The 12943-nt window shown below is 52.9% G+C and carries 16 protein-coding genes and 1 pseudogene; 11 read left to right on the top strand and 6 right to left on the bottom strand.

Annotated features, from left to right (window positions below):
• Positions 1-647 precede the first annotated feature (647 nt).
• The 11 genes and pseudogenes from QPL98_RS14035 to QPL98_RS13985 all read left to right on the top strand — a co-directional run bounded on the left by QPL98_RS14035 (position 648) and on the right by QPL98_RS13985 (position 6930).
• Positions 648-1256, top strand: coding sequence for a hypothetical protein (locus QPL98_RS14035; protein ID WP_303293472.1), 609 nt, complete (start codon positions 648-650; stop codon positions 1254-1256).
• A gap of 256 nt (positions 1257-1512) precedes the next feature.
• On the top strand, positions 1513-1983 hold the full coding sequence (locus tag QPL98_RS14030; RefSeq protein WP_303293471.1) for a GNAT family N-acetyltransferase: 471 nt from the start codon (positions 1513-1515) through the stop codon (positions 1981-1983).
• A gap of 90 nt (positions 1984-2073) precedes the next feature.
• The gene (locus tag QPL98_RS14025) at positions 2074-2472 is read left to right on the top strand and encodes a GFA family protein (RefSeq protein ID WP_224849698.1); all 399 of its coding nucleotides are present in this window, start codon (positions 2074-2076) and stop codon (positions 2470-2472) included.
• Positions 2473-2553: 81 nt separating this feature from the next.
• Positions 2554-3054 carry a pyridoxamine 5'-phosphate oxidase family protein gene (locus QPL98_RS14020; RefSeq protein ID WP_303293470.1) on the top strand — a complete coding sequence of 167 codons (501 nt, stop codon included), beginning with the start codon at positions 2554-2556 and terminating at the stop codon, positions 3052-3054.
• Positions 3055-3149: 95 nt separating this feature from the next.
• Positions 3150-3545: a hypothetical protein gene (locus QPL98_RS14015; RefSeq protein ID WP_226595502.1), complete on the top strand. Its 396-nt coding sequence runs from the start codon at positions 3150-3152 to the stop codon at positions 3543-3545.
• A gap of 758 nt (positions 3546-4303) precedes the next feature.
• A complete protein-coding gene (locus QPL98_RS14010) occupies positions 4304-4675 on the top strand; it encodes a hypothetical protein (RefSeq protein WP_149600513.1) in 372 nt (123 codons plus the stop codon).
• A gap of 408 nt (positions 4676-5083) precedes the next feature.
• Positions 5084-5317: a hypothetical protein gene (locus QPL98_RS14005; RefSeq protein WP_303293469.1), complete on the top strand. Its 234-nt coding sequence runs from the start codon at positions 5084-5086 to the stop codon at positions 5315-5317.
• A gap of 212 nt (positions 5318-5529) precedes the next feature.
• Complete coding sequence (locus QPL98_RS14000) at positions 5530-5919, top strand: transposase (protein ID WP_303293468.1); 390 nt, start codon at positions 5530-5532, stop codon at positions 5917-5919.
• Positions 5882-6346 (top strand): annotated as a pseudogene (locus tag QPL98_RS13995) (transposase); the annotation flags it as partial. The gene QPL98_RS14000 and the pseudogene QPL98_RS13995, both read left to right, overlap by 38 nt.
• Before the next feature lie 75 nt (positions 6347-6421).
• Positions 6422-6742 carry an ATP-binding protein gene (locus QPL98_RS13990; RefSeq protein WP_303293467.1) on the top strand — a complete coding sequence of 107 codons (321 nt, stop codon included), beginning with the start codon at positions 6422-6424 and terminating at the stop codon, positions 6740-6742.
• On the top strand, positions 6742-6930 hold the full coding sequence (locus tag QPL98_RS13985; protein WP_303293466.1) for an ATP-binding protein: 189 nt from the start codon (positions 6742-6744) through the stop codon (positions 6928-6930). The genes QPL98_RS13990 and QPL98_RS13985 overlap by 1 nt, the downstream gene beginning before the upstream one ends.
• Positions 6931-7002: 72 nt before the next feature.
• On the opposite strand, the gene QPL98_RS13980 is transcribed toward QPL98_RS13985, so the two are convergent.
• From QPL98_RS13980 to ureC, 6 genes are read right to left on the bottom strand one after another with little or no spacing between them, the layout of a single operon-like run.
• Positions 7003-8547 (bottom strand): ABC transporter substrate-binding protein, encoded by a 1545-nt coding sequence (locus tag QPL98_RS13980; protein WP_303293465.1) that lies wholly within the window; start codon positions 8545-8547, stop codon positions 7003-7005.
• Between the two features lie 24 nt (positions 8548-8571).
• Positions 8572-9237 (bottom strand): urease accessory protein UreF, encoded by a 666-nt coding sequence (locus QPL98_RS19475; protein ID WP_244177419.1) that lies wholly within the window; start codon positions 9235-9237, stop codon positions 8572-8574.
• 40 nt (positions 9238-9277) lie between these two features.
• Positions 9278-9781: an urease accessory protein UreE gene (locus tag QPL98_RS19470; RefSeq protein WP_368389060.1), complete on the bottom strand. Its 504-nt coding sequence runs from the start codon at positions 9779-9781 to the stop codon at positions 9278-9280.
• Positions 9782-9788: 7 nt separating this feature from the next.
• On the bottom strand, positions 9789-10604 hold the full coding sequence (locus tag QPL98_RS13975; protein ID WP_303293464.1) for an urease accessory protein UreD: 816 nt from the start codon (positions 10602-10604) through the stop codon (positions 9789-9791).
• The gene (gene ureG / locus QPL98_RS13970) at positions 10601-11215 is read right to left on the bottom strand and encodes an urease accessory protein UreG (protein WP_035232430.1); all 615 of its coding nucleotides are present in this window, start codon (positions 11213-11215) and stop codon (positions 10601-10603) included. The genes QPL98_RS13975 and ureG overlap by 4 nt, the downstream gene beginning before the upstream one ends.
• Positions 11216-11227: 12 nt before the next feature.
• A complete protein-coding gene (gene ureC, locus QPL98_RS13965; protein ID WP_035232431.1) occupies positions 11228-12943 on the bottom strand; it encodes an urease subunit alpha in 1716 nt (571 codons plus the stop codon).

The following is a 12943-nucleotide window of genomic DNA, read 5'->3' as shown; positions in this document are numbered from 1 at the left end:
GCCATCCGCATCGGCCCAACCATGACCAAACGCCGAGCGCCGATAGTCGCTCAGAGACTCTGAGGACGCGCTTGTAGGCTTTTGGGCGCACCCAGAGACGCTGTCGATATTCCCTTGGGCAGCCGCCCTCCCGCCGCTAGGCACGCCTCGACAGTGTCGAAGGGCGTGTAGTTCTGAGTGCGGTCATACCAACCGCTTTCCGGTGGGTGACACAAACCGCTTGTCGATTGCTTTACGATGCCAGCGGTGACCGTGCCGCTGGCAAACAAGAAAGCGACGAAGACCATAAGATGAAAACAGACAACAACGTGTTTCATAGATCCTTAAGCTCAGGTACGTGATAGGTTGTTAAACGCCGCAAAGCACGAGATTCTGAACGCTTTCACAGTCCATGGCCATCCGTATTCCACGGACACGCAACCCCCAACCAATCCGGCACACTGGGCGAAGTGAGAATTATGCCAAATCGTCGTAAGATGGGTATGAACCACGACACTAACGCAATTAAGAGGGCCGGTTATAAATCTCTGGGCAGGCTTTTTGGGATATTCCGCGTTCGTGCTAACCATGCTTGCCATCGGCGGCCTGGGTTACTGCTACGCCGATGATCTGGAACGGTGGGCGAAACAAACACTGGGGAAAAAGTGATGCCCGCCGGAAACCGCGGTCTGGATCTCAGTGCCGATGAGGTTGCCCTGATGTCCCAGCTGGGCATCGCGGAGGCGCGGATCCGTGAGATCCTCGCCGCGGAGGCCTCGAGCCCTCATCCAAGCGGCCTTTCAACCACGGAACGGGACATCCTCAGAAGCGCGGGCGCTCGCGGCCTGGACGATCCGCCGGTGGCCCATCGTCGGCGTCAAAGAGCGAATCTCGAAGCCCTCATCCAAGCGTGCCGGGCGCTCCTCCAGAGCGCCCAGGACACCGCGACTGTGGCCTCGCGGCTTCATCTGTCAGAAGAAGTGGTGGTGAACCAAGCCCATCACGTCCCACCGCAACTGTCCGCGATCGTATTACCCGCAATAGGTTTAACGTTTCCAGCCTGGCAATTTACCGAGACGGGGACCATTCCGCATTTGCGGGACCTATTGGCAGTGGTCCGTACAGAGATGCCGACGCTTGTGTTGACCAGGACTATGATCATACCTCACGTCGATTTAGATGCCGGTAACGGGGGTTTGAGCCCTCGCGACTGGCTGATTAGCGGCTTCAATCCTGAGCCCGTTCTGGAGGCCCTGCGAGCGATCATAGGCGAGTAAGGCTTCACCATGGCGTCCGAGTATGCATAGCATAGATGACTTGGCTATAGGAGGACGAAAGAGTCGCTATTTAAACAAAAGCGGACATTCGCCCGAATGCAAATTTTTCAAAGCGCGAGCAGCGCTATGAAGGCCGCCGACCCAAAGATAACGCGTTGAAGAGTCGTTGTTATTGAGGGTGTGAATCAGGTTTGGACGGGGAGGCAGCGTTGGAATTTAATAAGAATGCCAACTAATAGGCTGTGAGGAGATAGGGATGTCTGTAAGCATTGAGGTGGCCGAGACCACTGACCAGTTTGATGTAGGTGGCCGGTTGATTCGTGAGTATGCTGAGTTTCTCGGGCTGGATTTAGAGTTCCAGGGTTTTTCCAGCGAGTTGGCTTCGCTGCCAACGATGTACGGCCCACCCAAAGGAGCGCTACTGCTGGCCAAACTGAAGGATATTCATGTTGGTGCTGTCGGTCTTAGAGAGTTTGAGCCCGGCATTGCTGAAATGAAGCGAATGCATGTCATTCCGGATTACCATGGCATGGGGGTGGGCAAGGCGCTGACCGAAGCGTTCTTTGGTCGAGCAAAGGAAATGGGTTATGGCTCGGTGCGGCTAGACACTATTCGTGAGCTTGATAAGGCATTGCGACTTTACAGCGATTATGGCTTTAAGGAAATTGAGCCTTACCGATTCAACCCTCACCCGGAGGCCGTGTTCATGGAGTATAAAATCTACTGACAATCGCGTACACGGAGACTGATTTTCCCCCATTTTTCGGCTCCAAACCGGCGCGCGAAACCGGGTGTTATCACACAAGGAGGTGCTTCAATGAAGCAAAGAGGTAGTTGTCTCTGCGGGGGCATTCAATACGAAATTAACGGTCCCCTTACCGATGTTTTGAACTGTCACTGTTCAATGTGCCGAAAGCTTCATGCCTCGGCCTTCAGAACTCGCGCTAAAGTGCGGTCTTCTGATTGGGACACCGTCAAAGGTCAGGAGCTGCTGAAGTTTTACGAATCTTCTCCGGGTGAGCACAAGGGCTTCTGCTCAAACTGTGGCTCCAGCCTCTATACCAGGTTCGATTCAGCACCCGAGATTTATGGTTTCCCTCTCGGAACACTTGATACCGACCCAGAGGTAAAAGCAGGGCGCCATGTATTCGTAGGCAGCAAGGCCCCTTGGTTCGAGATTACGGATGATCTGCCTCAGCATGCAGAGTATGACTGAGGCAGCGATAACAAGCCGCGTAAGGCGATCGTCCCTGACGAGCCGCGGCTTCGCTTCGCATTATGCACAAGTGGAGGCTTTATGAATCTCAAGGATGATTGGAAGAAGGTGAAGTCAGTTCTAGAGCAGGGCCCGGCTTCTACGGTTTACTGCTCGATTGCAACGGTTAATCCTGACGGCACACCCCACATCACTCCAGTTGGTACTGTTTTCCTTCGGGCAGATCAGAGCGGATACTTTTTTGATCATTACGCCGAGGCTTTGGGTAATAACATCGATCAGAACCCGAATGTTTGCATTATGGCAGTCAACGCCGGTCGATTCTTTTGGCTAAGGTCTCTTCTAAAAGGCCGTTTCGTTGCTCCACCGGGCGTGAGGCTTTACGGCAAGGTCGGACCAATACGCGAAGCCACGTCCGAAGAGATCGAGAAGATAGAAAAACGGGTTAAGCCATCTCAGTGGATGAAGGGGGCGAGGTTACTTTGGAGTGATTTCACTCATGTTCGAGACATTGAATTTACCCATTATAAGCCGATCACCTACCCAGTGATGATGGATGGGATGTGGCCGGAGCATGCATAAAGTGGTCAGCGAGACGCCAACTACGCTGCGTCAAGGCCACCGGTGCGCTCTGCGTTATGTGGCGAATTCCCAGCACACCAAGGAGATAGGTCTACATGGATGAAAGACAGGAACCCGCCGTAAAGGAGTTTTTTCAAGATTTTGTCGCGGTGTTTTCGAGCTTTGACGGCGACCGCGTGGCCACCAAGTTCAGCTTTCCTTATATGGCTAAAGGGCCAGGCGATGTTTGCCATGTTTTTGATTCACGGATCCAGCTGGCAGAGTATTTTCAGTCCTACCTGGATGAGTACTACTCACAAGGGTGTCGTGAATGTCGCTACTCGAACCTTTCTTTAAATTGGCTTGGTTCTGAATCCGTGGTTGCCTCTGTAACCTGGAATCTGGCGGATACCTCTGGCGCAACAGTCATCTCATGGTCAGAGTCGTACATGCTGACCTTTGTAAACGGGCGTGCCTTTGCTTTTGCTACTGTAGACCATGTGGGGGAGTAAATTATGCGCTTGGACGCAGGCTCACATAACCAGTTGTCCAAGTTCGTTCCGGCCTCAGCCGGACGCCCTTTTCATTGGTGCGCCTAAGGGCACATTCTGCTCTGCCTGGAAGTCAGGCACTCACAGCAAAAACATATAGGGGCTCTCTTACGGGGCTTTTGACCCCACTTCAAAGCCGCTCACGCTGGCTGGGGGGTAGGGCCTACAGGGAGGTAGTGGCATGGCAAGGCAGATTATCAGATGCGTGTGTTTGGCGGTTGTCCTCGTCATAGCTTCTTTGCTTGTGCCGGCAAAGGTTGATGGTAGATCTGAAATGGGTAACGTTCCTCACGGCCTCCCCTTTCCGTTTGTATGGCAGAGCTTAGAAAAACTAGACCCACCTTCGTTTCCGCGCTCCTATGCTGTCATGCTTCCCCAGGAATATCCGACGTGGGTATCATTTGCCAAACTATCTTTGAATATTGTGTTGGTTTGGGGCGTGGCATTTGCTGCGTTACAGGTTTTCAGGCGGTGGGGGCTTGGGCGCAATGTCGTATGAATTCAGCGGTTCTAACCAATGTGTAAACATCGCTGCTTCAGTTGCATCGCTGATTCGCTGCGGTTACCGGAAATCAGGGTTGATGACGCCTACCTGGCGGACGTGGAGGTAAAAAGAGCAAAATCGAAGCTGATCAGGCGGAATGCAAACCGAAAAACGATCAGGACTTTGAAACGATGCTTAAGGAAGAGTGAGATAATCTTCAATCAAGGAGCCAAATGTGAAACAGGGAATTCTAGTCTTGTCTGTCGCCTTACTGGCCGGCTGCGCTTCCTATCAAATGCCTGCAGCTACTTCATCCAGCGAACTGAGCGCCGTAGAGCCTGTTTTTGAACAGGCTGCCGTCGGTGAGGACTGGATCATGACTAATCAAGCCCTAAAGTCGTACCGGGAGGGCTACGTAAGTGCCACCAGGCACAAGGCGTTTGCCCAGTCTGCTGTTGGTGCCTGGTCCTGGAAATCAAACCGCACGTCAGCAACGCACGCCATACAAAATGCCTTGATCGATTGTCGGAAGAATAATGGGAGGCATGAAGCGGATCACCCGTGCAGGATTATTAACGTGGACGGTCAATGGTCCGGCAAGCGCTAGTGGCTTATAGCTCGGTGAATCCCGATTATGTTTCTAACGGACACCTTAAAAGAGTCATATACCTCCGTTTTTACTGGTTCTGGGGCAGGCCCGCTTGGGCGTGGTTCTAAGATCCGAATGCCCGCTTTGCGACCGCGCCGAGCTTTTAAACAAAAACGAACATTGGCAAGCCATCCGTAAAGATTCACTTTTATGGGGAAAGCGGATCTTTTTGCTGGGACAAGGTGATGGCCTCTTAGGGCCTGAATAATGCTTAGAAGAGCAAACTAATCAATTGCTGACATAAGAGAAGCTTTTTCAGATTAGCTGTAAGCAATGGGATGGACACCTCCTCGCCTAACTCCGGCGTCAACACGCCATAATGATGAGTGAGGCAAACCACCATCGTGAGGATGAGGAGAATTCCACATGACCATTACCCGAGTTGGCGTCGACATTGCAAAATCAGTTTTTCATGTTCATGGCGTTGACCGTCATGATCAAGTTCTCTGGACCGGCAAATACTCTTGCCAGAAATGGCTGGATGCTGGATGCTGGATGCTTTATGCAGACGCGTACCCGTTGGTGCTGAAATTGGCATTGAGGCCTGTGCTTCCTCCCATCACTGGGCGCGGCAGCTCCAAGCCCGGGGGTATCATGTGAGATTAGTTGCTGCTCAGTTTGTTAAGCCTTACGTGAAGAGCAACAAGAATGATCGGGTCGACGCTGCGGCCATCTGCGAGGCAATGAGTCGCCCGCATATGAGATTCGTGTCGATTTAAACGGTAGTTCAGCAAGACATTTAGGCCACTCACCGGATTCGGGAAGAATTAGTCGGACAACGAACAGCAAAGTCTAACCAGATTCGGGGCCTTGTGGGTGAATATGGCATCGTTGCTCCGGTAGGCATCCACCAATTGCGCAAAGCGTTACCCTGCTGGTTGGAAGATGCCGAAAATGGCCTGACTGATGCCTTTCGCATTCTGTTGAATGGTCTGGCGGAGGATCTTCGTCACCTCGATGACCGAATTACTTCACTTGACGAACAAATTTCTCAGAGTGTTCAGCAAGACCCCGTCGCAAGCAAACTGATAACGCTGCGTGGCGTCGGGCCATTGACGGCCAGCGCCCTGGATGGGGCCTTGGGGAATGGGAAAGCATTCCATAGAGGACGTGACTTCGCCGCGTCATTAGGTCTGACTCCCAGGCAACATAGTACCGGGGGGCGAGATCGAACGGGAAACCAAAGACCTGCCGCCGGATAAACGGCAGGAAATCCGGGAAACCAAGGCTCGACCGATTGCCGATGCACTGCATCAGTGGATGCTGTCGCATCGACAGAAGGTGCCGGATGGCTCCGGCACGGCCAAAGCCCTGGATTACAGCCTCAAACGCTGGGAAGCGCTGACGCGCTACCTGGACGATGGTGTTGTGCCCATCGACAACAACTGGGTGGAAAACCAGATCCGCCCCTGGGCGCTGGGGCGCAGCAACTGGCTGTTCGCGGGCTCTCTACGGAGCGGTCAGCGTGCTGCTGCGGTGATGACTCTGATCCAGTCAGCCAAGCTGAACGGGCATGATCCCTATGCCTACCTCAAAGATGTGCTGACCCGGCTGCCGACGCAGAAGAACAACGCCATCGACGAGCTGTTGCCCCACAACTGGACGCCGGCTACACCTGACAAGGTGTGATGGGCGGACGCTTACTCACCACGAAAACCTGCGCGGTGAAGAGTACTACCACTAACCGGCATCAGAGAGATCGCTATGTTTACCAACCAAACCCTGAACACGTTACGTAGCCTGAAACTTATCGGCATGGCCGAAGGCCTGGAACAACAACTGACGCAACCGGCCACCCACGCTGAGCTGGGCGTTGAAGAACGTCTTGCCCTGATGGTCGACCGGGAAACCACGCACCACAACAATAACAAGGAGGCCCGCCTGCTCAAGGCCGCCCGCCTGACACAACAGGCCCATCCTGGAGAGATCGATTACCAGCACTCCCGTGGCATGCAGCGCAGCCAGTTCGCCGCTCAGCAGGCGATGGATCCATCAGCATCACAACGTCCTCATTACCGGCCCTAATGGCTGCGGTAAGACCTATCTGCGGGTGCGCCCTGGCGAATCAGGCCTGCCGACACGGCTTATCCGTGCGCTACTTCCGAACTTCTCGACTGCTGGAGTCGCTTAGCATTGCCCATGGAGATGGGGGCTTCGCCAAACTGATCCTGCTGTCAATGGCCATTTATTTTGACTCACCTCCAAAGCAGTAAAAACTCACCGTTGTTTACAACCCCTTTCAAGCCCTGCGTGAGCGATGAAGCGCCGAGCGCAAAACGCATTATTTATCTCAAACTCACTCTCCGAAAGTCGTGCCAGCACTGGTTTACCGTCGTTAGCCCCCTTACCCTCTGCGAGTAGGCGAACATTCCCCGCCGAGAGGTAAACAGTGGCAGGATAGGTAGGCGTTTCATCAGCAAAGAATCTGCCTCACGGTAGAGTGACGTCCTGCTAGACGCTGCGGCTGTCTTTTTCGCTCGATCTAATAAAGCATCAACCTCTGCATCATCATTGTACCCAGCATTGAAACCGGCAGGTGATTGGTTTGCGCCATGAAGCACCTGAGCTAGCCAAAGGTCGGACGACATACCCCAACTCATCTCTGTGAAAGCAACATTGGCAGCAGCACCCTCGCGCCACTGGTTGCAGTACGTAACCCAGTCTTCGTGGAAAGTAATCTCTAATTGGATGCCGACTCTTTCTAAGTCCTGGGCCAGCCTCTTGTATATTCCACCCGGGTCGAGCTGTGCAGAACCTGCTCGGGCTGCCTCCACTTTAAGCACTAGCCCATCAGAAAAACCCGCATCTGCCAAGAGCTTTATGGCTAACTCTGGATCATACGAATAGAAGTCTGGCGCGAACTCATCATACGACGGAGCTCCAGGTGGAATTGCACTGACTGCGGGCATAGCAGCACCGGGAAAGAGGTCCGCACACAGTGCCTGGCGATCGATAGCATGTGCTATTGCATGCCGTACACGCAAGTCTGATATCTGTGGGTCTCTCTGGTTAAACACTAGATACCAGAGGTAAGGTGGTGCAAACTCCGGTACGTTAAAGCCCTGCGCAGACAAACTGTCCAAATCTGCCCCCTCCAGACTATACGCAAAGTCCACCCGTCCTTCGATTAGCGCTCTTACTCGATCGTCACGATCAGGAAAAGGCAAAAACTGAATAGCCTCAATCTGAGGACAACCATACCAATAATCTTCGTTTCGACGCAGTTCTACAGCAGAACCATACGCGGTTTCAAATCGACGATAGAACTGAAATGGGCCAGTCCCTGGTGCTCTATCAGCACACTCATCAGGACCATATTTCCGAATTGCTTCAGGACTAATCAATGACTGTGATCCCGGAGCGTCCTCTTGTGTCATATACCGGAGAAACTCCGGATTTGGCTCGGAAAGGCTAAGCTCAACCGTCATCTCATCAAGTGCTCTAACTCTATCGATCAGTCCAACTCCAGAGCGGTTCAAGTCCGCGGCCACAGGTGAGAAAAAAGGTGAATCCGGACAGCATAAGCGCTCGTAGTTGATAACCACAGCTTCTGCGTTTAGTGGAGCACCATCATGAAAGTTCACGCCGTCCCTTATTTTGAAAACATAGGTACGAAAATCTTCTGATATCTCACATTCGACTGCGAGCCTTGGGATAACATCTGTCGGGTCATTGAAATTAGCGGGAGCGGAATCAAAATCGTCTTCGAATAGGCTTTCATGGGTCTGCTGCACTACTCGACCCGTATTCCACCCCCCGAACGATCTGGGGGGATCAATCTCATCTACCGACCAATCAAGAGCAACCCTCAGGATCTTGTCTTCTTGCATATGCTTTTCCTAATTGAAATTTATTTAAGTGGCAAATAACCGACTATGATCTCGGGCATGGCGCATTGACGCGATCTCTAAACCTGCTGCGGCACCACATTCCATCTCACCGATCCCCGTGCCAAGAGATATCCCCGCAGACCCAATAATCTCAGGGGCAAGAACGACCAACATCGCTTGAGCTGCAGACGCAGGAATCACGTCCAAACGAACGGCAGCTGACAGGATCATCGTGACGACGCCTCGTAACTCCATAAGCACAGCATCTTCCCTGCTTATTCCCATTGCAGCTGCAACGGCTCCAGATACTACTGATACATGGCCTGGGGTTTTTTTGTCCGCGACTTCCTGGACAAATTTTACGAGCGTAGAGTTAGCGTGGAAAGCGGGTGCCAACGAAGCTAGCCTGCTACCGCAACGACGAGAAGCCGCTTGTGATGAAGCTGTCAGCTTGAGGAGGTCTAGCCGGGCATCTATCTCAAGCAAACCGCTAAGAAGGCCAGCTCCAAGCGCGTCATGGGCCAACGCGGCAGCTGCACCATCAGCTCGTGCAACCCCGTGAGTCAGAGCCGACGTAATCATGCTTTGCAGATCTTGTGGCGTTTCGACTCGCCCATCTCTGAACAAGCGCTCAAGACCAAATGCATGTGCATGCCTCCCAATCGGCAATGCTGAATCAGAAAGCTGCATCAGTGCCAATACAGAGCTAGCGTGAGTATCGAAGGTACAGTTAGTCATGGAGGTGACGATGGGAACCATGGTCTGAGACGGTCGCGCCACTCGGGGGCGCGTCAGCAGCAAAAGCTCGCTCCTCAAACCGAATCTGGATATTCCGGAAGCCTAGTGCGCGAACTGGCCGTGCGGTTAGGTCTGGTGTGTCAGTTACGGGTACCAGAATTTCATCATTGCGGAATTCAGCAGGGGTATGCCGATTACCTAGTGCATGACCAATCTGGAAGGCCTGTGAAGGTTCTAACTCGCTCAAGGCGACGACCATCACTAACTCAGGTCGCCGGGCAACAACTAGAATTCGTCTAGTGTCATCGTGGACTACAGCCCCATCAAAGAGCCAATCTGGTCTGGGTAAATCTATCCCGACTTGCTCTCCATTTTCACTAACCGCACGCAATCGGCGACGTCCTGCGTCTGCGGCTGTGATCCAGATTTTATCTCTAGCTCTTCCGTTAAAAGCCCTGTCATCGTAACGACCTAGAATTTCGTGTATTAGCAACATTGTTCTTCTACTTCCTTAATGTTGGTGCCGGGCGACCTCGAACATGATGTCGGGCGATAGCCCACACGCTCTGCATAGCATTTCGTAAAGCCGGAGCATCGTCGGCAAGAAAACGGACGATGGCGCCGCAACCGGAAGCGAGAGCTGCAGCCCCGCCATAGACCATTTTTAATTCCTCAAGCCGTGCACTAATTTTCGTGGCCAGCTCTTCTTGATCGTTTTTCTGGCTCAAGATCACAAGAGAGCCAATATATCCGGCTTGCCCCAACGCTCCTATTAACGCCGGGCTCGCTTCGCCCGGCCTAAACGTCGACGCGTCGACCAATACCGGCTGACCGTTAAAACTTGCCTCAAGGCGTAACGAGACCGCGTCATAAACGTATTCCTCACCGCGGGCAACCCTACCAGGAGCAATGCTTTCACCCAGGATTGCCTCTGCCCCCTCAGCCAGGTCAATGTGAGTTTCCTGCCGGTACACAGCCTTGGGATGCGCGATAATCATGTCCGGAATCGATTCGATAAACGCCCCTCGGCCCAGCTTGATGTGCGTTGTCTGAGCAGCCAATCCATTGCCTTGAATACGAGTTGCGGAGGGCGTTGAGATGCAAACTGAGGCATCGTCCTCAAGATGCAAATCGGTATGAAGCCGGTCCCCCCCAAAAACCGACCCCGCCGCATTCTGGGTGTAGATCAAGGCGCCAGATTCAGACTCAAATGGAAGCACTCCCGTAGTAGTCATCGGATACCGCTGCCTACGCTCCACTAGTCTAGTACGGCCGTATTTGTCGGTGCGAAAACGCAGCGCCAGCAGACCGTCGTTCATCCGGTCAGCTTTCCGAAAAGCGCACTTCGTTTAATTTCCTCAAACACTGCCTTTACTCCCAGGCCACTGCGGAGGTCGGTGAAAAGAGATGCTCTATCTGGGCGCGCTAACGAGACGTCGCCTGTGATCCGTTCCAAATCGGCATCTACATGCGGAGCTAGATCTATCTTGTTGACCACCAGCAAATCTGCTCTCAACACACCCAAACCTCGCTTTCGGGGAATATCATCTCCGCCAGATACATCTATGACAAAAGCCCACCAGTCCACAAGCTCACTAGAGAAAGTGGCAGCTAAGTTATCCCCTCCGCTCTCGATGAGAATGACGTCAGGCTGAAAGCGTCGCTCTAACCGTTCCGCTGCTTCAAGGTTTACAGATGGGTCTTCACGGATGGCAGTGTGAGGACAGGCCCCGCTTTCGACACCTAGAACTCTCTCGGGATCGATTAAGCCCGAACGCTTGACCCGCTCAGCATCCTCATCTGTAACAAGATCGTTTGTTATCACTGCGACAGAGATAGATTCCTCACTAAACAAAGGGAGCAAGCGTTCCACTAACCGCGTTTTTCCACTACCAACTGGGCCTCCGAACCCTAAACGAACCGCTGCCATAGCCTAGACTCCTTACTTAAGCATGTATGATTGTCCCAGCGTCACCCGAGTTAAAGGTGTGCTGATGAGTGGCTGACCATCGATTCGTACTTGAAAAGACTCTGCGTCAACATCGATGTTCGGCACTAGATCATTCAGCAACATATCGCTTTTTCTGGTCCCTCGTGTGTCAGCTACGGGTACCATGGCGGACTTGAGATCTAGTCGACGAGCAATGCCTGAAGTGATCGCGGCTGGAGAGACGAAGCGCACACCCAAAGCCTGAGGTGCCCGCCCGAAATAGCCCCACATAGGTCTGTAACGAAGTGGCTCACAGCTCATCAGCGATGCGTTGGCCTCACCCAACGGCGCCCACACAGGAAAGCCAGATTTCATAATGAGTTCCGGCTTGGCTCCAAAGTATTCCGGTTTCCAAAACACGAGATCGGCCAATTTCCCTACCTCTAGCGAACCAACTTCAGCATCAATGCCAAACATTCGTGCTGGGTTGATCGTATATTTTGCAAGATACCGACGAATTCTGAAGTTATCTGCTCCACTACCGCGGTCTTCCGGTAACGTCCCCCGAAGCTCTCTCATATGATCGGCAAGTTGCCAGCACCGCGTAATAGTCTCTCCGATTCTCCCCATTCCTTGGCTATCTGATCCGATCGCGCTTATGGCGCCAATGTCATGCAAGACATCCTCGGCCCCAATAGTTTCTTTACGGATTCGGCTCTCCGCAAATGCAACATCTTCGGGCAGCCGAGGATTAAGGTGGTGACTCGTCATGGCCATATCGAAGTGTTCATCGAAGGTGTTTATGGTGAACGGGTTCGTCGGGTTGGTCGATGAAGGCAAAATGTTGGCTTTTCCGCACATTCGAATGATGTCTGGCGCGTGGCCTCCACCAGCACCCTCTACATGGTATGCATGGATGCCACGTCCGGCGATGGCACGCATTGTGTGTTCGACGAATCCGGACTCATTAAGCGTATCGGTATGCAGCTGAATTTGACCCCCACCGATCTCGGCAGCCTTGAGAGCAGCATCAATAACCGCCGGAGTCGCACCCCAGTCCTCGTGAATTTTTAACCCCGCTGCGCCGGCGGCTAACTGTTCTAGTAACGGCTCAACTGTGTGGGAAGCGGCCTTTGCAATAAATCCAAAGTTGACAGGGAAGGCTTCTGCTGCCCGCAACATGTGCCCCAAATTTGTCGTTCCAGTTGAGGCTATAGGAACAGTAGTCGGGCCGAGACCGCCGCCCATCAATGTTGTGAAGCCAGCCGAAAGCGCTTCCTCTACTTGTCCCGGGTCGATGAAATGAACATGACAGTCAATCGCGCCAGCAGTGACGATTAACCCCTCAGCCGCTCGAACATCTGTGTTAACTCCCACGATAAGGCCAGCAGTCACGCCGTCCATTATGTTTGGATCACCTGCTTTACCTATGCCAGCAATCCGGCCATTCTTGATGCCAATGTCCGCTTTAATAACGCCAAGAACCGTATCGATGATCAAAGCGTTAGTGATGACGAGGTCAAGCACGCCATCAGCCGCAGTTAAAACACCATCGCATCCAGTGCCGCACCTCATGGTTTTACCTGCACCGAACACTAACTCGTCACCACCAACACAGCTGTCGTGCTCCACTTTTGCCCATAAGCCGGTGTCACCCAACCTAACAGAATCCCCTACAGTAGGCCCATAAAGCTGTACGTACCTCGAACGTTCGATTGAATGAGCCAT

Origin of the sequence: Marinobacter sp. ST-43, assembly GCF_030541085.1 — a bacterium.
Lineage (GTDB): Bacteria > Pseudomonadota > Gammaproteobacteria > Pseudomonadales > Oleiphilaceae > Marinobacter > Marinobacter nauticus.
This window is presented reverse-complemented; position numbering and strand designations above follow the sequence as displayed.

Coding starts and splice junctions, on each gene's coding strand:
- QPL98_RS14035 (WP_303293472.1), top strand. CDS start 648: ATGCCCGCCGGAAACCGCGGTCTGGATCTCAGTGCCGATGAGGTTGCC.
- QPL98_RS14030 (WP_303293471.1), top strand. CDS start 1,513: ATGTCTGTAAGCATTGAGGTGGCCGAGACCACTGACCAGTTTGATGTA.
- QPL98_RS14025 (WP_224849698.1), top strand. CDS start 2,074: ATGAAGCAAAGAGGTAGTTGTCTCTGCGGGGGCATTCAATACGAAATT.
- QPL98_RS14020 (WP_303293470.1), top strand. CDS start 2,554: ATGAATCTCAAGGATGATTGGAAGAAGGTGAAGTCAGTTCTAGAGCAG.
- QPL98_RS14015 (WP_226595502.1), top strand. CDS start 3,150: ATGGATGAAAGACAGGAACCCGCCGTAAAGGAGTTTTTTCAAGATTTT.
- QPL98_RS14005 (WP_303293469.1), top strand. CDS start 5,084: ATGACCATTACCCGAGTTGGCGTCGACATTGCAAAATCAGTTTTTCAT.
- QPL98_RS13990 (WP_303293467.1), top strand. CDS start 6,422: ATGTTTACCAACCAAACCCTGAACACGTTACGTAGCCTGAAACTTATC.
- QPL98_RS13985 (WP_303293466.1), top strand. CDS start 6,742: ATGGCTGCGGTAAGACCTATCTGCGGGTGCGCCCTGGCGAATCAGGCC.
- QPL98_RS13980 (WP_303293465.1), bottom strand. CDS start 8,547: ATGCAAGAAGACAAGATCCTGAGGGTTGCTCTTGATTGGTCGGTAGAT.
- QPL98_RS19475 (WP_244177419.1), bottom strand. CDS start 9,237: ATGCAGCTTTCTGATTCAGCATTGCCGATTGGGAGGCATGCACATGCA.
- QPL98_RS19470 (WP_368389060.1), bottom strand. CDS start 9,781: ATGTTGCTAATACACGAAATTCTAGGTCGTTACGATGACAGGGCTTTT.
- QPL98_RS13975 (WP_303293464.1), bottom strand. CDS start 10,604: ATGAACGACGGTCTGCTGGCGCTGCGTTTTCGCACCGACAAATACGGC.
- ureG (WP_035232430.1), bottom strand. CDS start 11,215: ATGGCAGCGGTTCGTTTAGGGTTCGGAGGCCCAGTTGGTAGTGGAAAA.
- ureC (WP_035232431.1), bottom strand. CDS start 12,943: ATGGCTCATTCAATCGAACGTTCGAGGTACGTACAGCTTTATGGGCCT.